Source organism: Kribbella qitaiheensis, assembly GCF_042657745.1.
Taxonomy (GTDB): Bacteria; Actinomycetota; Actinomycetes; order Propionibacteriales; family Kribbellaceae; genus Kribbella; species Kribbella qitaiheensis.
Window position 1 is genome coordinate 246,185 of record NZ_JBHSKE010000034.1, and the last position, 18,236, is coordinate 264,420.

An 18,236-nucleotide genomic window follows, 5' to 3' on the forward strand; every position below is an offset into this window, starting at 1 on the left:
GCCGGTCGCGCCGGTCAGCTCGGGAGCGAGCGGGCCGGCCGGAAGCCGAGGTCGTCCAGCCGGGAGGTCGGATGGGTCCGGCGGCGGACCGACGCGCGGCAGCTCCACGGCTCGTCGAACCACCCGCCGCCGCGCAGTACGCGGTAGGTGCCGTAGACCTCGGGGTCGTAGAAATCCCAGCACCACTCCCAGACGTTGCCGAGCATGTCGAATAGACCCCAGGCGTTCGGCAGCTTGCCCTGCACTTCGTGGATCCGCTCGTCCGAGTTGGCGCGGTACCACGCGATCTCGTCGAGCTCGCCGTACCGAGCGGCCGTCGTACCGGCGCGGCAGGCGTGTTCCCACTCGGCCTCGGTCGGCAGGCGGTAGCCGTCGGCCGCCTGCTCCCACTCGGCGGCCTCGCCTTCGACACGGTAGGCGGAGGTGAGACCTTCGCGCTGCGACAGCGCGTTGCAGAACCGGACGGCATCCAGCCACGGCATGCTCTCAACCGGCAACTGCCCGCCAACCGCAGCGCTCGGCCGTTGACCGAGAACCAGCTCGTACTGCGTTTGCGTCACCGGCGTGGCGGCGAGTTCGTACGGCGCGAGGTCAACCGCCCAGGTCCGCTGGGTCCGCCGGTCGGAGAGGGTCACCCGGCCCGATGGGATGGCGATCATCTCTGGTGTTCCGGTGACTTCCATGGGCTGGCGATCCTACCGACGACTCGACGCTGCGCCGGCGATATTCGCTGGGCGTGAGACCGGACAGCGTGCGGAAGCGGCGGGCGAAGTACGTAGGGTCGGGCCAGCCGACCGTGGCGCCGATGCGGGCGACCGATAGCTGCGTGCGAGTCAGCAGCGCTGCGGCGTGCTCGGCGCGGACGCGGGCGAGGAAGTCCAGCGGGGAGAGGCCGACCGATCTGCGGAACAGGCGGCCGAGGTAGGCCGGATCGAGGCTGACTGCCTGGGCAAAGTCGTCCAGCCGCCATGGTCGCGCCGGCTCAGCCTCGATCCGCGCAATGCAACCGGCAACCGCAGGATGAACGCACCCCTCACCACCCGCCGAGCCGTAGGCGCCGCCTGCACTCCGCCATTGTCCGCTGCCCCGTTCTCCACTCCTGCTGCGCCGCTCGCGGGCGTCCCGGGCGTCCGCCAGGACGCCGAGGACGGTGACCAAGCGGCCGAGCATGCGACCTGGGGTGCGGCCGGTGAGGTTCATATCGGTGATCGCGGCGATCGCCTCCGTTGCCGCGGCCGGGCCGACGGATGCCACGTGGACGCCGTGTGCTCCGGCCGCGACGGGATCGGTCCAGAGCAGTCGACGGAACATGGGGATGTCTCGCAGCGGCGCGAACTCGGCGCGCAAGGCCTGGGTGGAGATGCAGCAGTTGGCCACCGTCAGCTCGACGCAGCCCGTGAACGCATGCCACGCCCCGGGCCGCAGCACGATCACCTCGCCGTGCCGCAGTCTTCGCTCGCCGCGGCTCGTGAGGTGGCGACCTCGACCCGGCCCGATGACGGCGATCTCGACGAAGTCATGGGTGTGCGCGGCGACGTCGGCGCTCAACTCGTGGATCCCGCCGAACGCCGGCCGCCCGTCGAACAACGCGTGCTCGTGCAGAGTCTCCGGCATGTCGTGATCGTACGAGTGCTTGCCGCGATCGGCCTAGCCTCCGGCCGGGATCGCCGAGCAGTCTGGATTCATGGAGAAAACAGCATCCCTGGCCACTGATTCCGACCTGGATAGCTCCGGACGTATCCCGGGTGAGCTCGTCGATTCCTACCGGCAGAACGGATTCGTCCGAGTCCGCGGCGTCTTGCAGCCGGAGGAGATCGAGCACTTCCGCGGCGCCGCGTCGGCGTACCTGGAACAACACCGGACCGAGAGCCTGGAGAAGGGCGGGGTCTTCAGCCAGCTGGTCAACGTCTGGCAGCGCGACGAGACCATCCGGGAGCTCACCCTGCACCCGAGGCTGGCCGCGGTGGCCGAGCAACTGGCCGGCATCCCACTGCGGATCTGGCACGACCAGATGCTGGTGAAGGAGCCGCACAACAACGCGGCGACCGAGTTCCACCAGGACCGCCCGTACTGGCCGCACGCGAACGACCGGCAGTCCCTGTCGGCATGGATCGCGCTGGTCGACGTACCGCCGGAGCGCGGCTGCATGACCTTCCTCCCCGGCACCCAGAACCGCACCGGCCTCCGCCCGCAAGACCTCCACTCCGAGGACGACCTCTTCGAAGTAGACCCCTCACTCCGCTGGCTGCCCCGCGTGACAGTCCCCCTGCGCGCCGGAGACTGCACCTTCCACAACAGCTACACCGGCCACATGGCCCTCCCCAACACCACCGACCTGGCCCGCCTAGCCCACGTCAACATCTACATGGACGCCAACACCACCTACTCCGGCCACCCCCATGTAGTCACCGACCCCCTCAACCTGCCCCCCAACGCCCCCCTCAACGGCCCCACCTTCCCCCGACCCGCCCAGTGACCGAGGCTGTGGACAAAGGACGGCAGACCGAGTCGTCCACGGGGTAGCCTGAGGCTATGACTGCTCAGCCGTTGCATGGGTCGCCGGATGATCCGGCGGAGATCCTTCGCGCGCTGCCGGATCACTGGCACGAGCAGTTCTTGAGCGAATATCACAGCGCGCTCGAAGCCGCGCATGAAGTCTGGCGGTTCCGGCAGCTTCGCGAAGTGCTGCACGTCTGGCATCTCCGGGCCGTCGCCTACTCGAATCCAGCCTTCGAAGAAGCTGCCCAGGCCGTCCGTGAGAACCGAACCGATGAGTTCGTGTCGGCCGATCACGTCCTCCCTGGCTGAGCCGCCGTCAGAGGCCCAACACCTGCGGGTTGTCCACTTACCGGGGCGGGGCGTGGTGAGATTGGGTATGGGTGAATTGGTGCGGAAGGGGTTCGGGCTGCCTGAGGGGATGTTGGGGCGGGTCGGCGGGTGGTTGATGGTTCGGGGAAACGGGCCGACCGAGAAGCACCTGGTGAAGTTGGCGGGGTTGCAGCCGAATGAGCACGTGGTGGTGCTCGGGCCCGGGCCGGGAGTGGGCCTGCGGGCGGCGGCGAAGTACAGCGGGATCGTGGTGGGGGTGGATCCTTCGGACACGATGTTGCTGGCGGCGCGGGAGCGGTGTTCCGACCTGGTGGAGACCGGGAAGGTGCAACTCGTCCGTGGGGCTGCCGGCGACACGCACCAGCCGGACCAGTCGGCGAGCGTGGTCCTGTCGGTCAACAACGTGCAGCTCTGGGAGGACCGGCCGGCCGCGTACGCCGAGATCCGCCGGATCCTGAAGCCGAACGGCCGGCTGCTGATCGCCGTCCACGAGAAGTGGGCACCCACCAACCTCGCGACCGAACTCACCACAGCCGGCTTCACCAACGTCACCTCAACCACCTGGGACCCACCCGGCCGCCTAGCCTCCACCGCCGCCATCTACACCGCCAACCGCTAGATCAGCACTGTGGCGATCCGGTCGGCTGCTTCGATACCCATCCGCGGCTGACCGTGCAGCCTTTCCCAGAAGGCTGAGCTCACCATGCGAGCCTGCGTCGCCCGTACTGCGAGATCCCGGTCGACCTCGGCCGCCTCGCTGAAGATCTCGATCCGCTGGAGCAACGCCTTCCGCAGATCGGTCGCGGCGAGCAGCTCCTCTGGTCGGTCCCGGACGATCGTCGCGGCATCGAAGGCAGCCGTCCCCGCGTAGCCCTTGGGGTCGATCGCCAACCAGGGTTCACGATCCGAGCGCAGCACGTTGGCGAAATGCAGATCCCCATGCAGCAACGTCGCGGTGTCATCAACCCCGAAAGCACGAATGGTGTCCACCGCCGCCCCCACCACCTGCTCCGGCAGCGGGTGACCCAATTCCTTGCTCTGCGCAATCATTTGCTCGAGCCAACCGTCAGCGGTGGCTGCCTGGCAGCGAAGCGATCCAGGAACGGCCGACGCTGCCTTCGCGCTCGATGATGGTCGAGGCGAAGGCAGCGGGAATCATCCGCCCACTCTAGGCAGGCTCGGCAGGCCAGGTGGCCGCGGTGTCAGGCCGCGACGGCGGCTTCGGTGATGGTTTCGGCGTCGGGCTGCAGTTGCGGCGACGCGAGAGTCAGGAAGACGTTGGCTACGGCGAAGCCGGCGGCGACCACGAGGCCGCGCTGGAAGCCGTCCACCAGAGCCTGCTGCTGGGCGACACCGTGGGCCAGAGCGTCCGTAGTACGGGTGATCGACAGCGTCGTCACGATCGCGAGGCCGAGCGCGCCACCCACCTGGTACATCGCGTTGACGACACCGGAAGCAGCGCCGGCCTCGTGGTGCTCGACCTCGGAGACCGCGGTGATCTGCCCGGGTACGCCGACCCCGATGATGCCGAAGCCGAAGATGATCAGCCCAGGAAGCAACTGGCTCGCATAGCTACCAGTCGCGTCAGCCTGCGACAGCAGCAACAACCCCACAACGCTGAGCACCGCTCCCGTCAACTGCACGGTCCGGGTGCCGACCCGCTGGACCATCTGCGACGCGATCGCCGCGCCGAGAATCGCTGCGCCACCCATCGGCAGGAAGTGCACACCCGCCTCGAGCGCCGAGTCGCCGCGCACCTGCTGCAGGTAGATGGCCGTCAGGAAGAACATGGACAGGAACCCCGCGCCATTCAGAGCCAGCGAACCGCTGGACACGCTGAGCGCCCGCGACCGGAACAACCGCAGCGGAACCAGCGGAGCCTTCGACCGCGCCTCCACCATCACGAAGGCGGCCAGCAGAATCACGCCACCAACCAGGAAGGTCATGACCTCGGCCGAACCCCACCCCTTCGGCTCCGACCGCACCACGCCGTACACGACCGACAGCAGACCCGCGGTACCGAGTACTGCGCCGGCGGTGTCGAAGGCGCGGTTGCCGTTCTGACCGTGCCGGGTGTCGCGGACGAAGACCGGGATGACCGCGACCAGGGCGATCACGATCGGCACGTTGACGAAGAAGACCCACTGCCAGCTGAGCGAATCCACCAGCAGGCCGCCGGCCACGACGCCGAGGGTGCCGCCGAGCCCGGCGAGACCACCCCAGACGCCCATCGCAATGTTCCGCTCGCGTCCGTGGGCAAAGGTGACCGTCAGGATCGCCAGTGCCGCCGGTGACAGCAGAGCACCGCCGAGACCCTGTACTGCGCGGGCGCCGATCAGGAACTCCGGCGAGTTCGAGAGGCCCGCGATCAGCGAGGTGGCGCCGAAGAGCAGCAGGCCGGCGATGAACACCCGGCGGGGGCCGAGCAGGTCCGCCATCCGGCCGCCGAGGAGCAGGAAGCCGCCGAACAGCAGGGTGTACGCGTTGATCACCCACTGCAGGGAATCGGCGGAGAAGTTCAGGTCCGCCTGGATCTCAGGAAGCGCGACGTTCACGATCGTCACGTCGAGCACCACGATGAACTGCGCTAGGGCCAACACCGCGAGTGTCGCCCAGGGACTGCGTCGCATGACTACCTCACAGGAGATCTGTCTACGTTGTATGTATACGCCGTATGCGTACCTAGTACACGCTAGGTCTACGTTGTAAACTTGTCAACGTGGCGACGATCAGCAAGGAGACCGCTAAGCGGCTCGACCCGGAGAAGCTTGCGGCGACCGCGCTGGAGATCGCCGATGCCGAAGGCCTCGACGCGGTCACCATCCGGCGACTGGCCCAGTTGCACGAGGTCACCCCGATGGCGCTCTACCGGCACTTCCACGACAAGGACGACCTGCTCGCCGCGATCGGCGACCGGCTGCTGGCCGACATCCGGCTACCGGAGCCGACCGACGACCGCTGGGATCTCCAGCTCCGGGCCGTCCTGACCGCCTTCGTCGACGCGCTCCGTCCGCATCCGAAGGCGGCCGACCTGACGCTGTACCGGATCCTGGTGTCCGAGGCAGGCCTGGCGATGGCCGAGCGGACGATGGAACTGCTCACCGCGGGCGGCTTCTCGGTCGACGACGCGGCCGAGGTGGGCCGGCAGTCGCTGTGCTCGCTGATCACCCTGGTGACGACCGAGCCGGGCGCGAACGAGGACACGGATCCGATCACTCGCGAGGACGCACTCCGGGTCAAGCGCGCGGCGCTCGCCGCCCTGCCTCCTCGGCGCTACCCGCTGATCTCTGCCGCGGCGGACACCCTGATCTGCCCGTCCTCGACCGATCGCTACTACTCTCTCGGGATGGATCTGGTCGTCGCCGGCATCCGCGGCGTACTGGCCGATCTGCAGGAGGAGAAGAAGTAGTGGTCGTCAGCACCGTCACCTACCTGGAGATGACCAGCGCGGACGAGGTCGTGCCGGCGCGACTTCCCGAAGAACCCTTGGAGATCAGGCGGGTCGAGGAGATCTCGCCCGAGTTCAGCCGCTTCCTCTACGCCTCCGTCGGCGGCGACTGGCACTGGACCGAGAAGCTGAGCTGGACCTGGACCCGCTGGGTCGAGCACCTCAGCCGCCCCGGTTTCGAGACCTGGGTGGCGTGGGTCGGCGGTACGCCGGCCGGGTACATCGCGCTGAAGGCGGACGGTACCGAGGTCGAGGTGGAGAACTTCGGACTGCTGCCGGGGTTCATCGGCCGCGGCATCGGCGGCCACCTCCTCACCGCCGGACTGCTGCACGCCTGGACGATGCCCGACCGCCATCCCGAGCTCGAGCCGGTCACCCGCGTCTGGGTGCACACCAACACCCTCGACGGCCCCTACGCCCTGGCCAACTACGAGGCACGCGGCCTCCGCCAGTACAAGTCGGTCGACGAGGAACGGACGGACGCCGACGGCCCGCCACCCGGACCCTGGCCCGGCGCCGAACGCCCATAGTTCGCCAAGCACAGCTCGCCGGCCATAGTTCGCCGGCCGCCGAAGCATCACGGGCTTAACGTTGCGGCCATGAGCAGAGAAGAACTACGGCAGCGCTACCTGGACATCAACGGCGACCACCCGATGAGCGAAGCCGACGATGCCTATGTGACAAGGCAATTCCGGGTCCTCGAGGAGCTCTGCGTTGAGCAAGATCGTGAAGTCGAGGCGGTCCGGCGCCTCATGCTCGACGGCGAACTGCCAATGCCGGGGTACCTCCGCTCGGACGGCGCCGAGATGGTCCCGGCCGACCTGTTCGCGCTCGCGGACGAGCACGGTGACGGCCTCCGCGAGTGGTTCGTCGGGCAGTGGTCCGACGTTGCCACCGGCAACGAAGAGTGGGACTCCTACCTGAGCGGACAGTACGTCTGCCTACATTCGGTGACGCCGACGACCATCCAGCGCAAGGATCAACTGGTGCGCGGCATCGACTCGACAACCGATCCGGCCGAACTGAAGCCGCTCGTCGACGAACTGGACGAATTGGAGCCCGAGTTCACCACCTACGACCGCCTGCGCTTCGGCAGCCCGGTCTCCCGCGACACCCACATCACCGCGGTCCGGGCTCGACTCCATTGACCAACTCTGCGACTTCCGCCGCGGTTGCTTCATCGAGGTCGATGCCCCGCAGCTTGTCCAGTACTTCGGTAGCGCGCGGGTGGTCGCCGGTCCGGATCAGCAGCTCGGCCAGATAGACGTACACCGGCACACGCTCGGCTTCGCTGGTGTCGGCATGCCGGATCAACCCGGCCTCCAGTACTGCGATCGCGGCCGACTCGTCGCCGTGGGCATCGCCTTGCCTGGCAGCGTTCAGCAGCACCCGCTCGAACGGCCCACCCCCTTCTTCCTCCGGCCCGCCCGACGTGATCCGCAGCCAGTTGCCCCCCGGATCCACCACCGAGAACCCGGCCGAGGTGCCCTGCTTCCGCCGCGGCTTGGTGATCCGTGGAATCCCCGCCCGCGGCACCTTCCCGTACGCCGATCGCAGGCCGGACGCGAATTCGTCGTACAGGGTCCCGGTGTCGGGGACGACGACGATCACGTTGCCGAGCGACCCCTCCGGGTCGAAGCCGGGGATGCCGGCGAAGTGCAGGTCGAGCCCGTCCTCCCGGCTGAGGCACAGATAGGGGTTCGGGCGCTTCTGCCGGTACGTGACGGCGAAGCCGAGGGCGGCGTAGAACGGCACCACGTCGTCCAGGTCACGACAGGGCAGGATCGGGATGGTCCGGACGCTCATGCCAAACATCGTACGGCGTACGGAGTTCCGTCGGCGGCGCAAGCGGCGGCCCGGAGGGAGTTCGCAAGCGCGTCGACGACCAGACCTCCTGAAGCGGCGTCACCCGGAAACGGCAGGACCTCCCCGCGGAGCTCCTGCCGGTTCCGTCGTTCCAGCTCGACGCCGCGGCCGAGACCGGCGCCGGGGCGGATCAGGCGACCGGGTTCAGAGACCGACCTCGTGCACGACCGGCCGTACTTCGACGCCGAGTCCCTCGATGCTCGCGTCCGGGATCATCGCCGCCAGCTCGTACGCGCGCTCGGGCGTCGCGCAGTCCAGCAGGTAGTAGCCGGCCAGGAACTCCTTGGCCTCCAGGAACGGGCCGTCCGTCACCGCGGGCACGCCGTCGCGGACCTTCACCACCGCCGTCTTGGCCGGCTCGGCCAGCGCGACCGTGCTGTGGAACTCGCCCGACTCCTTCACCAGGGCCATGAACTTCTCGTGGCCGCTGAAGATCGCCTGCTGCTCGTCCTCGTTCAGCGCCGCCAGCACGTCGGGGTTGATGTTCAGGACCAGTAGGTACTTCACGATGTCTCCTTAGCCGTCGGCCCCCGGTTCGGGAACCTCTCGTCATCAGTACGGAGCTGACTCCGCGCCCTTGACATCGCGATGCTACGAAGATCGCCGGGCCAAGTAGCGTCTGCGTATGGCTGAGCTGACTCTCGACGACATCCGCGCCGCGGCGGAGCGGATCGCAGGCACCGCACACCGTACGCCGGTCCTCACCTCGCGCACCATGAACGACCGGGTCGGCGCCGAGGTCTTCCTCAAGGCGGAGAACTTCCAGCGGATCGGGGCGTTCAAGTTCCGCGGCGCGTTCAACGCGATCAGCCGGCTGACCGAGGCACAACTCGCGCGCGGCGTCGCGGCGTACTCGTCCGGGAACCACGCCCAGGCGGTCGCGCTGGCGGCGCGGCTGGCCGGCACCAGCGCGGTGATCCTGATGCCGACGGACGCGCCGCCGACGAAGATGGCCGCCACCCGCGGGTACGGCGCCGAGGTGGTCACCTACGACCGGTATGCCCAGGACCGGGCGGCTCTCGCCCAGCAACTCGCGGTGGAGCGCGGCCTGACGCTCATCCCGCCGTACGACCACTACGACGTGATGGCCGGGCAGGGCACGGTCGCGCTGGAACTGATCGAGGAGGTCGGGCCGCTCGGCGCGCTGCTCGTCCCGATCGGTGGCGGCGGGTTGATCGCCGGCTGCGCGACGGCAGCCACTGCCCTGTCCCCCGGGATCCGGGTGATCGGGGTCGAACCGGCCGCGGGTGACGACACCGCCCGATCGCTCGCCGCCGGCAAGCGGATCGAGATCGGGGTACCGCGGACGATCGCCGACGGCCAGGCGATCGCCACCCCCGGCGAGCTGACCTTCGCGGTGAACAAGGAACTGGTGGACAGCGTCGAACTGGTCAGCGACGACGAGATCCGGGCGGCGATGGCGTTCGCGTTCGAGCGGCTGAAGATCGTCGTCGAACCGAGCGGCGCGAGCGCCCTGGCCGCACTGCTGAACGGCCGGATCAAGGCGCTCCCGAACCGCGTCGGCGTGGTGATCTCAGGCGGGAACGTGGGCCTCGAGCGGTTCCTGGAACTGCTCGGCCGAGGCTGAGTTCAAGGGAGCCTGCGTACGCACTGTGCTCGTTGTCACACAGAGCCACCGGGCAATGTGACTGGGGTCACACAAATTCGCTGTACGCCCATCTGAGCCACGCTCAGACGCGCTCAGGACACCACCTGTTCATCACAGGTTCCTGAGCCGTCAGGGAGCCGTTCAGCCGCTTTCCGGAGGGTCTCTGTCGATCTGAGGGTTTGCGTCGTGATCGTTCTGTTATACAGTCGTCGGCGGTTCGACTAATACAACGAGCCGCATGTGTGTCAACGCCGAGCCCTGCCAGGCACGCATGCTCCCCTCGAAAAACCAAGGCAGGGGTGGGGGACCCAGGAGGTTGGGTCTCGACCGTGAGTGGTCGGAACCCTGGGGTGAAGTCCGCGGGAGCGGACCGGGCTATTGACTCTCCGCCCGAACCCGACAGCTAACTCCGTAGGCGTCGGGAGACAACCATGCCCGTCACTACCCGACGGACAGCGCTGCCTGCTGTCGTCCGTCACTCCAGCGAGTCCAGTACGAAGCCCTTTGGGCGGACTCGGGGTAAGCACCGCAAAGCCAGCAAGTCCGTGGCCGCACCGCGTACCGCGGCCGCAGTCCTCTCGGTCGGTCTCACCGTCGGAGGTGGCGCCGCGATCACCGTGGCCACCGCACCGCAGGCCGCATCCGCCAGCACCACGGCCCTCACCCCCGGTCAGGTCCGGGGCAACGCGCCGATCTCCAGCCGGCCGCTGATCCGGTTCCGGGACTCCGGCAAGACCGTCAAGTACATCCAGAAGGTCCTGCGCATTCGCCAGGACGGCTGGTTCGGCAACGCCACCGTCGCGGCGCTGGTCAAGTTCCAGAGGTCGTGGGGCCTCCGGCCGACCGGCTACATGGACAAGCTGACCTGGGGTCGGCTGACGTGGGCCTACAACCACAAGCGCTTCTACGGCCCGTACGGCACGACCGCCGCGAAGGCGTCGACCTTCCAGGCCCGGGTTCTTCGTGAAGCCGCGAAGCTGAAGGGCACGCCGTACCGCTACGGCGGGACGACCCCGAGGGGCTTCGACTGCTCGGGCTACACCGGCTACGTCTACAAGAAGGCTGGCAAGACGCTGCCCCGCACGTCGCGTGCGCAGTACAGCGCGACCAAACACCTGAGCCGCAAGGCCGCCAGGCCGGGAGACCTCGTCTTCTTCAAGAGCGGTGGCGGCAGCGTGTACCACGTCGGCATCTACGCCGGTGGCAACATGTTGTGGCACGCCTCGAAGCCGGGTCGCCCGGTCGCGAAGGCCAAGATCTGGACCAGCAGGGTGGCCTTCGGCCGCCGCTGATGCTCCAGCCCGTCAGCGTCCACTCCCCCCGGGGACGCTGACTTGAAACCGGTCGCGCGCCGTCACCCCCACCCCCCTCCGACGGTGCGCGACCGGTTCACTCTTTCCCGATCTGTTCAGCTGTCCAGAACGCCGGCGTCGTGCGCCAGGATCGCGACCTGGACCCGGTTGGTGGCGTCCAGCTTCACCAGCACCCGAGAGACGTGCGCCTTGACGGTCGCCTCGCTCATGAACAGTTCCCGGCCGATGTCGGCGTTGGACAACCCGCGCGCGACCGCCGCCAGCACCTCCCGCTCCCGATCGGTCAGCGTGGTCAGCCGTTCGCGGGCGATCCGCTGCCGATCCGTCCGCGGGTCGGCCGCGAAGTGCCCGATCAACCGCCGGGTCACCGCGGGCGACAGCATCGCGTCCCCGGCCGCCACCACCCGGACCGCCTGCACCAACTCCCGCGGCGGGGTGTCCTTCAGCAGGAACCCGCTCGCCCCCGCCTGCAGCGCGCGGAACACGTAGTCGTCCAGGTCGAACGTGGTCAGCACGACGACCTTCGGCGGATCCGGCAGCGCCTGGACCTCCCGGGTGGCGGCCAGTCCGTCCAGCCGCGGCATCCGGATATCCATCAGCACCACGTCCGGCCGGTGCTGCCGAACCATCGCGGCCGCGTCCGCGCCGTCGTCGGCCTCGGCGACCACCTCGAGGTCGTCGGCCGACTCCAGGATCATCTTCAGCCCGGCCCGGACCAGCGCCTCGTCGTCCACGATCAGCAGCCGCGTCATCGTTCTCCTTCTTTGCCGTCGGACCAGGGCAGCCAGGCCTCGACCCGCCAGCCGCCGTCCTGGGTCGGTCCGGCCGCCAGCCGCCCGCCGGACAAGGTCACTCGTTCCCTCAGGCCGACCAGACCCGCGCCGGATCCGGGCAACAGTGAATCAGCCGCCACCGGCCGGACGTTCGTCACCCGCACCGTCACGCCCGTCCCGGCCGCGCCCTGCACCACCACTTCGGTCCAGACCCCCCGCGCGTGCTTGTGCACGTTGGTCAAGGCCTCCTGCACGATCCGGTACACCGTGCGCCCCACGGAAGCCGGTACGTCGTCGGGCAAGGTCAGGTCGCTCGTCACGTTCACCCCGGCCGCCCGCGATGCCTCGACGAGCCGGACCAGGTCCGCGGCCCGTGGTACCGGGGAGAGGTCGGCGCCGTCGACGCTCTGATCGGTCCGCAGTACGCCGAGCACCTCGCGCAGGTCCTCCATCGCCTGCCGTGCGGTCTCGCGGATCAGGCCCGCCGAGCTCTCCACCTTCTCCGGACCGACGGCCGGGTTCACCTCGAGCCCGCCGGCGTGCAGCGCGATCAGCGACACCTTGTGGGCAAGGACGTCGTGCATCTCCTGCGCGATCCGGGCCCGCTCGCCCAGCCGGGCCTGTTCCGCCCGGAGCTCCCGCTCGGCCTCGGCGCGCTCCGCCCGGTCCCGCAACGAGACCATCAGATCGCGCCGGGCGCCGATGTACGCCCCGACGGCGACCCACGTCCCGATCAGGAACGGACCGGTGAACAGCAGTACGAAGAGATCGGTGTTGTCGGTCCAACTGCCGACGACGTAGGCGACGTAGGCGGCCACGCTCAGGATGGCGAGCGCCGCGTCCCGGCGGCGGATCGCCAGGGTCAGTAGCGCGAGACCCATCGGAACGAAGATCTGCCCGATACCGAGTGCCAGTACCGCGATCACCGTGACGGTCACCGGATACCGCCGGCGCCACCACAGGGCCAGCGACGCGAAGATGCCGACGGAAAGGACGACCCAGTCCCGCGCGTCCCAACCCGCGCGACCGGAGGCGGACTGCGCCACGATGGTGAGCAGGCTGAAGCCGATGAACATCAGGTCGCGGATGCGCGGCGCGCGCCGGATGAACCAGGCGTACCAGCGCCGCAACCGTCCCATTGCGTCAGCGTAGTTGCCCCCGACCCTGACTTTCGTCCCTCTTCCGGTGGGGGTCGGGCCCGGATCCTGACAACTTTCGTAGGGGGTCGGAGCAGCCGGTCGGTCGATGTGCGGAGGGGGTCGCGAACGGAAGAGTTGCGGCCATGATCACCGTCGAGAACCTCAGCAAGCGTTATGGCAGCACCACGGCCGTCCACGACGTGTCCTTCACCGTCGAGCCAGGCAGCATCACCGGATTCCTCGGCCCGAACGGCGCCGGCAAGTCCACCACCCTGCGCATGCTGACGGGCCTCACCCCACCCACCTCCGGCCGCGCGACCATCACCGGCAAGAAGTACGCCGAGCTGCCGAACCCCGGGCGGGTCGTCGGGGTCATGCTCGACGCGGCCGCTCAGCACCCGGGCCGTACCGGCCGGGAGACCCTGCTACTCAACGCCGGTCTGCTCGGCGTCCCGAACAGCCGCGCGGACGAGATGCTCGAGGCCGTCGGTCTTGCCTCGGCCGCCAAGCGCCGCGTCGGGCAGTACTCCCTTGGCATGCGGCAGCGCCTCGGCATCGCGAGCGCCCTGCTCGGCGACCCCGCGGTACTGATCCTGGACGAGCCTGCCAACGGCATGGACCCCGAGGGCATCCGGTGGATGCGCGGTCTGCTGCAGGACTTCGCCTCGCGCGGCGGCACCGTCATCCTGTCCAGCCACCTGCTGGGTGAGGTCCAGGCGACGGTGGACCGGCTGGTCGTCATCGGGGGTGGCCGGATCGTCGCCAACGGCTCGCTGGAGGAGCTTCTGGCCGGCAGCGGCACGCTCGTCCGCGGCCTCGACCCGATCGGCCTGAACGAGGCGCTGACCGCCGCCGGCCTCAGCCTCGAGCCGCTGCAGGACGGCGCGCTGCGGGTCGACGCCACCGCCGAGCAGGTCGGCCGTGCGGCCGCCGCTGCCGGACAGATCCTGCTCGAACTGCGCGAGAGCGACGGCGCCGGCTTGGAGGAGCTGTTCTTCCAGCTCACCAGCCCGGCCGCGGTCGCCGCCTGACCACCTTGTTCTTCCTGCTACCACCTGGAGCTCATCACCATGGCAGTCACTGAAATCTCCTCCCCGGCCGCGACCGCGGCCCCAGGCAAGCACCGGGCGGCCGTCGCGACCTCGTTGCCGCCCGCCCGCGGCCAGTCGTTCCTCAAGCTCGTCACGACCGAGCTGCGCAAGTCTGTCGACACCCGGAGCGGCCGGGTCCTGATCCTGGCCATCCTGGCGCTGGCCGTCGCCGCGCTGACCTGGCAGCTGACCCACATGAACTCCGGTCAGCAGGCCTTCGACAGCTACCTGGCGGCCGCCTCCACCGGTGTCCAGCTATTGCTGCCGGTGATCGGCGTGATGGCGATGACGAGCGAGTGGACCCAGCGGACCGCGCTGACCACCTTCACGTTGTCGCCCCGCCGGGTCCGGGTCCAGCTGGCCAAGTTCGTCTCGGCGATCGTGCTCAGCGTGGTCGTGCTGACCGCGACCACCGTGCTCGCACTGGCCGCCACCGCCATCGGTGGTGCCACCGGCGGCGACGGAGCGACGTACGCCGGTCTGGGCGGTGCGCTGGCCGGGGCCTACCTGACCACTGCGCTGAACGTCGTGATGGGTGCCGCCTTCGGTGCGGTGATCGCCCAGACCGCGGTCGCGATCCTGGTCTTCTTCGTCGCCCCGACCGCCTGGGCGCTGGCCGGCCCGGCGCTGTTCAAGGACAACGCCGACTGGCTGGACGTGTTCGGCGCCTTCGGCCGGATCGCCGAGCGGGATCTGCACGGGATGGTGCCCGAGACGCTGACCGCGATCGGGGTCTGGATCGTGCTGCCGACCATCGTCGGACTGTGGGCAAGCTCACGTCGCGAGGTGAAGTAACACCGCTGGAAGGCGGCGAAGACGCGGAAGGCCTGGCCGATTTGAGGGGATCGAACAGGCCTTCCGGCCTGTCATCGGACCTCTCGGTGCATCCAGTCAGGGGGCGGTGCGTGTGTCTGTCCCCTGGTCCGGGTAACCTAGAACCACGATTACTGACGACTGATCCGTGGGCGCCACGCTGCGTACCCGGTTGACTTGTGCGAGGGGGTCGACGCTATGGGGCGCGGCCGTGCAAAGGCCAAGCAGACGAAGGTCGCACGCGACCTGAAGTACCGCACCTGGGACACCGACTTGGACCAGCTCAAGCGTGAGCTGTCCGGCGGCGACGAGGGCGGCAGCCAATCTGCGAACGGCAACAACGACACAGACGCCGGCGATGACGCCGACGACTACCACCCCCGTCGGTAAAGCTGTAGCAGCACTCAGGATGATCTGCTCACGCACCTAGGTGCGTGAGCAGATCGCCCGTGCTCGGCCGACGAGTTTCACCACACGGCAGTACAGGCGATGTCTGCCTGCCCGTTTCCGGGCAGCAGAACTCAGCACGACGTCGGAGGAATCTCAGGTCCTCGATCTGAGGTTCCTCCGACGTCGCGCGCGAGCTGCCTTCGTCCTGCCTGAGAGCGGCCACGTGACTTTGCCGTGGCCAGACCTAGTGCGCGTAGTCGCCCTGGAGCTCGACACCGGTCCGGCTGCCGGCCGCGGTGACCTCACCGCACACCCACGCTGGAATCTCCCGCTCGCCCAGTACTGCGATCGCCCGCTCCGCCGCGGCCGGGTCGAGCACCGCGACCATCCCGACGCCCATGTTCAGCGTCTTCTCCAGCTCGAGCAGTGGCACGTCGCCGAGCAGCCCGACCAGGCCGAAGATCGGCGCCGGGCTCCAGCTGGACCGGTCGATCCGCACGGCCAGGTCGTCCGGGATGACCCGGGCCAGGTTCGCCGCGAACCCGCCGCCGGTAATGTGCGACATCGCGTGCAGCGGCTTCTCGTCGTTGCCGTTCAGCTCCTGGATCAGCTCCAGGCAGTGCTTGGCATAGACCCGGGTCGGGGTCAGCAGAGTGTCACCAAGAGTGCCGCCGAGCTCGGGGACCTCCCGGTCGAGCTCCCAGCGGGCCCGGTTGAAGAAGACATGCCGGACCAGGGAGTAGCCGTTCGAGTGCAGCCCGGACGAGGCCATCGCGACCACCACGTCGCCCGCCTTGACCCGCTCGGCGCCGAGCAGTTCGTCCGCCTCCACGACACCCGTCGAGGCGCCGGCCACGTCGTACTCGTCGGGCTCCAGCAGGCCGGGGTGTTCGGCCGTCTCGCCGCCGACGAGCGCGGTACCGGCTTCGACGCAGGCCTCGGCGATGCCCTTGACGATCTGCGCGATCGTCTCCGGGACCACCTTGCCGGTGCAGATGTAGTCGGTCATGAACAGCGGCTCTGCCCCGCAGACCACCAGGTCGTCGACGACCATGCCGACCAGGTCGAACCCGATCGTGTCGTGCCGGTCCATCTGCTGGGCGATCGCGACCTTGGTCCCGACCCCGTCGGTCGAGGTCGCCAGCAACGGCCGCCGGTACGCCGTCAGCGCGGTGGCGTCGAACAGCCCGGCGAATCCGCCGAGGCCGCCCACCACTTCGGGACGGGTCGCCTTGGCCACCCACTCCTTCATCAGCTCGACGGCCCGGTCACCGGCCTCGATGTCGACTCCCGCGGCGGCGTAGCTGGCGCCCTGGCTCACGATGTTTCTCCTTGGGTCAGAGCCGGCTCCTGAGGAGCCGGCTGGCCGGGGCCGACTGCTCGGGCCCCGAACTGCTTAGGGCCGGGCCAGCGCGTCAGCGGCGCCGGCGCCGCCGGAGACCGTGGCGAGTCCGTCGACGTCGGTGCTGACCGGGAGCTCGAGCAGGTGCTTGCCCAGGTGCTCCGGGTTCGGCAATGCGACCGGGTAGACGCCGTCGAAGCAGGCCCGGCAGAGCTTGTCCTTCGGCACCGTGGTGGCCTCGATCAACCCGTCCAGGCTGACGTAGCCGAGCGAGTCCGCGCCGATCGAGCGGCAGATCTCCTCGGTGTTCAGGCCGTTCGCGATCAGCTCGGCCCGGCTGGCGAAGTCGATGCCGTAGAAGCACGGCCACTTCACCGGCGGCGAGGAGATCCGGACGTGAATCTCGGCGGCGCCGGACTCGCGCAGCATCCGGATCACCGCACGCTGGGTGTTGCCGCGCACGATCGAGTCGTCCACGACCACCAGCCGCTTGCCCTCGATCACCTCGCGCAGCGGGTTCAGCTTCAGCCGGATGCCGAGCTGGCGGATGGTCTGGCTCGGCTGGATGAAGGTCCGGCCGACGTAGGCGTTCTTGACCAGGCCGGAGCCGTAGGGGATGCCCGACTCCTCGGCGTACCCGATCGCGCCCGGCGTGCCGGACTCCGGGGTCGCGATGACCAGGTCGGCCTCGACCGGGTGCTCGCGGGCGAGCTGGCGGCCGACCTCGACGCGGGTGGAGTGGATCCGCTGGCCGGAGATCTGGGTGTCCGGCCGGGCCAGGTAGACGAACTCGAACAGGCAGCCCTTGGGATCCGCGTCGGCGAACCGGGTGGAGCGCAGGCCTTCCTCGTCGATCGCGACGATCTCGCCCGGCTCGACCTCCCGGATGAAGCTGGCGCCGACGATGTCCAGGGCGGCGGTCTCGCTGGCGATCACCCAGCCGCGCTCCAGCCGGCCGAGCACCAGCGGGCGGATCCCCTGCGGGTCGCGAGCGGCGTACAGGGTGGTCTCGTCCATGAAGATCAGGCTGTAGGCGCCCTTGACCTTGGGGAGCACCTTGGCGGCCGCCTGCTCGATGGTGAGGTCCGGGTACCCGGCGAGCATCGAGGTGAGGATGTCGGTGTCCGAGGAGGCGCCGTGCTTGGCGTTCGCCTTGGCGTGCTCGACCTCGAGGTCCAGCCCCAGGTCGAGGTCGTCGCTGCCGTCGAGCGTGGCGGCCAGGTCACCGGTGTTGGTGAGGTTGCCGTTGTGCGCGAGCGCGATCGAGCCGGTCGCGGTCGACCGGAACGTCGGCTGGGCGTTGGCCCAGACGCTCGATCCGGTCGTCGAGTACCGGCAGTGGCCGACCGAGATGTGCCCCCGCAAGGACGCCAGGGTGGCCTCGTCGAAGGCCTGGCTGACCAGGCCCATGTCCTTGTAGACGAGGATCTGACTGCCGTTGCTGACCGCGATGCCAGCAGACTCCTGCCCTCGGTGCTGCAGAGCGTAGAGCCCGAAATAGGTGAGTTTGGCGACCTCTTCCCCCGGTGCCCAGACCCCGAAGACGCCACAAGCGTCCTGCGGGCCTAGATCCTGCGGGTCAAGATCATGAGTGAGCCGACCATCGCCACGAGCCACGCGGCA

At 68.9% G+C, this 18,236-nt stretch carries 21 protein-coding genes and 1 riboswitch; of the genes, 11 read left to right on the forward strand and 10 right to left on the reverse strand.

The window, feature by feature from the left end; genetic code table 11:
- Positions 1-14 precede the first annotated feature (14 nt).
- Both ACFPJ1_RS23730 and ACFPJ1_RS23735 read right to left on the reverse strand, forming a co-directional pair.
- Positions 15-635, reverse strand: coding sequence for a formylglycine-generating enzyme family protein (locus tag ACFPJ1_RS23730; protein WP_380107087.1), 621 nt, complete (start codon positions 633-635; stop codon positions 15-17).
- Positions 592-1,614, reverse strand: a complete 1,023-nt coding sequence (locus ACFPJ1_RS23735; RefSeq protein WP_380107089.1) for an AraC family transcriptional regulator — start codon at positions 1,612-1,614, stop codon at positions 592-594. The genes ACFPJ1_RS23730 and ACFPJ1_RS23735 overlap by 44 nt, the downstream gene beginning before the upstream one ends.
- Before the next feature lie 70 nt (positions 1,615-1,684).
- On the opposite strand from ACFPJ1_RS23735, the gene ACFPJ1_RS23740 reads away from it, so the two are divergent.
- From ACFPJ1_RS23740 to ACFPJ1_RS23750, 3 genes are all read left to right on the forward strand, one after another.
- Positions 1,685-2,476, forward strand: coding sequence for a phytanoyl-CoA dioxygenase family protein (locus ACFPJ1_RS23740; protein WP_380107091.1), 792 nt, complete (start codon positions 1,685-1,687; stop codon positions 2,474-2,476).
- Positions 2,477-2,532: 56 nt separating this feature from the next.
- Positions 2,533-2,808, forward strand: a complete 276-nt coding sequence (locus ACFPJ1_RS23745) for a DUF6247 family protein (protein WP_380107093.1) — start codon at positions 2,533-2,535, stop codon at positions 2,806-2,808.
- Positions 2,809-2,875: 67 nt separating this feature from the next.
- Positions 2,876-3,448: a class I SAM-dependent methyltransferase gene (locus ACFPJ1_RS23750; RefSeq protein WP_380107095.1), complete on the forward strand. Its 573-nt coding sequence runs from the start codon at positions 2,876-2,878 to the stop codon at positions 3,446-3,448.
- Here ACFPJ1_RS23750 and ACFPJ1_RS23755 read toward each other — a convergent pair.
- Together ACFPJ1_RS23755 and ACFPJ1_RS23760 are read right to left on the reverse strand one after the other, a co-directional pair.
- On the reverse strand, positions 3,445-3,879 hold the full coding sequence (locus tag ACFPJ1_RS23755; protein WP_380107096.1) for an aminoglycoside phosphotransferase family protein: 435 nt from the start codon (positions 3,877-3,879) through the stop codon (positions 3,445-3,447). The two genes, ACFPJ1_RS23750 and ACFPJ1_RS23755, sit on opposite strands and share 4 nt — an antisense overlap.
- Before the next feature lie 152 nt (positions 3,880-4,031).
- Entirely contained in the window at positions 4,032-5,459 is a 1,428-nt protein-coding gene (locus ACFPJ1_RS23760; protein ID WP_380107097.1) for an MFS transporter, read from the reverse strand.
- A gap of 89 nt (positions 5,460-5,548) precedes the next feature.
- On the opposite strand from ACFPJ1_RS23760, the gene ACFPJ1_RS23765 reads away from it, so the two are divergent.
- The 3 genes from ACFPJ1_RS23765 to ACFPJ1_RS23775 all read left to right on the forward strand — a co-directional run bounded on the left by ACFPJ1_RS23765 (position 5,549) and on the right by ACFPJ1_RS23775 (position 7,425).
- Positions 5,549-6,238 (forward strand): TetR/AcrR family transcriptional regulator, encoded by a 690-nt coding sequence (locus tag ACFPJ1_RS23765; protein WP_380107098.1) that lies wholly within the window; start codon positions 5,549-5,551, stop codon positions 6,236-6,238.
- The gene (locus ACFPJ1_RS23770) at positions 6,238-6,807 is read left to right on the forward strand and encodes a GNAT family N-acetyltransferase (protein WP_380107099.1); all 570 of its coding nucleotides are present in this window, start codon (positions 6,238-6,240) and stop codon (positions 6,805-6,807) included. The genes ACFPJ1_RS23765 and ACFPJ1_RS23770 overlap by 1 nt, the downstream gene beginning before the upstream one ends.
- Positions 6,808-6,876: 69 nt before the next feature.
- On the forward strand, positions 6,877-7,425 hold the full coding sequence (locus ACFPJ1_RS23775) for a DUF6058 family natural product biosynthesis protein (protein WP_380107100.1): 549 nt from the start codon (positions 6,877-6,879) through the stop codon (positions 7,423-7,425).
- Here the strand turns inward: ACFPJ1_RS23775 and ACFPJ1_RS23780 are convergent.
- Both ACFPJ1_RS23780 and ACFPJ1_RS23785 read right to left on the reverse strand, forming a co-directional pair.
- The gene (locus ACFPJ1_RS23780; protein ID WP_380107101.1) at positions 7,397-8,083 is read right to left on the reverse strand and encodes a VOC family protein; all 687 of its coding nucleotides are present in this window, start codon (positions 8,081-8,083) and stop codon (positions 7,397-7,399) included. The two genes, ACFPJ1_RS23775 and ACFPJ1_RS23780, sit on opposite strands and share 29 nt — an antisense overlap.
- 204 nt (positions 8,084-8,287) lie before the next feature.
- On the reverse strand, positions 8,288-8,650 hold the full coding sequence (locus ACFPJ1_RS23785) for a YciI family protein (protein ID WP_380107102.1): 363 nt from the start codon (positions 8,648-8,650) through the stop codon (positions 8,288-8,290).
- Positions 8,651-8,768: 118 nt separating this feature from the next.
- Between ACFPJ1_RS23785 and ACFPJ1_RS23790 the strand changes: the two genes are divergently transcribed.
- Both ACFPJ1_RS23790 and ACFPJ1_RS23795 read left to right on the forward strand, forming a co-directional pair.
- Positions 8,769-9,731: a threo-3-hydroxy-L-aspartate ammonia-lyase gene (locus tag ACFPJ1_RS23790; protein ID WP_380107103.1), complete on the forward strand. Its 963-nt coding sequence runs from the start codon at positions 8,769-8,771 to the stop codon at positions 9,729-9,731.
- Positions 9,732-9,993: 262 nt separating this feature from the next.
- Positions 9,994-10,184: riboswitch (cyclic di-AMP (ydaO/yuaA leader) on the forward strand.
- Complete coding sequence (locus tag ACFPJ1_RS23795; protein ID WP_380107105.1) at positions 10,184-11,044, forward strand: C40 family peptidase; 861 nt, start codon at positions 10,184-10,186, stop codon at positions 11,042-11,044. It overlaps the preceding riboswitch by 1 nt.
- Before the next feature lie 116 nt (positions 11,045-11,160).
- Here ACFPJ1_RS23795 and ACFPJ1_RS23800 read toward each other — a convergent pair whose 3' ends face one another.
- Together ACFPJ1_RS23800 and ACFPJ1_RS23805 are read right to left on the reverse strand one after the other, a co-directional pair.
- Positions 11,161-11,817 (reverse strand): response regulator, encoded by a 657-nt coding sequence (locus ACFPJ1_RS23800; protein WP_380107106.1) that lies wholly within the window; start codon positions 11,815-11,817, stop codon positions 11,161-11,163.
- Entirely contained in the window at positions 11,814-12,977 is a 1,164-nt protein-coding gene (locus ACFPJ1_RS23805) for a sensor histidine kinase (RefSeq protein ID WP_380107108.1), read from the reverse strand. Before ACFPJ1_RS23805 ends, ACFPJ1_RS23800 begins: the two co-directional genes overlap by 4 nt.
- A gap of 143 nt (positions 12,978-13,120) precedes the next feature.
- Here ACFPJ1_RS23805 and ACFPJ1_RS23810 point away from each other — a divergent pair, with 143 nt between their 5' ends.
- From ACFPJ1_RS23810 to ACFPJ1_RS23820, 3 genes are all read left to right on the forward strand, one after another.
- Positions 13,121-14,008, forward strand: coding sequence for an ABC transporter ATP-binding protein (locus tag ACFPJ1_RS23810; RefSeq protein WP_380107109.1), 888 nt, complete (start codon positions 13,121-13,123; stop codon positions 14,006-14,008).
- Between the two features lie 39 nt (positions 14,009-14,047).
- Positions 14,048-14,863, forward strand: coding sequence for an ABC transporter permease (locus tag ACFPJ1_RS23815; protein WP_380107111.1), 816 nt, complete (start codon positions 14,048-14,050; stop codon positions 14,861-14,863).
- Between the two features lie 216 nt (positions 14,864-15,079).
- Positions 15,080-15,271, forward strand: coding sequence for a DUF3073 domain-containing protein (locus ACFPJ1_RS23820; RefSeq protein ID WP_380107113.1), 192 nt, complete (start codon positions 15,080-15,082; stop codon positions 15,269-15,271).
- 244 nt (positions 15,272-15,515) lie between these two features.
- On the opposite strand, the gene purM is transcribed toward ACFPJ1_RS23820, so the two are convergent.
- Both purM and purF read right to left on the reverse strand, forming a co-directional pair.
- Positions 15,516-16,592, reverse strand: coding sequence for a phosphoribosylformylglycinamidine cyclo-ligase (gene purM / locus ACFPJ1_RS23825; protein ID WP_380107115.1), 1,077 nt, complete (start codon positions 16,590-16,592; stop codon positions 15,516-15,518).
- A gap of 75 nt (positions 16,593-16,667) precedes the next feature.
- Positions 16,668-18,230, reverse strand: coding sequence for an amidophosphoribosyltransferase (gene purF / locus ACFPJ1_RS23830; RefSeq protein WP_380107117.1), 1,563 nt, complete (start codon positions 18,228-18,230; stop codon positions 16,668-16,670).
- Between the last annotated feature and the right edge of the window lie 6 nt (positions 18,231-18,236).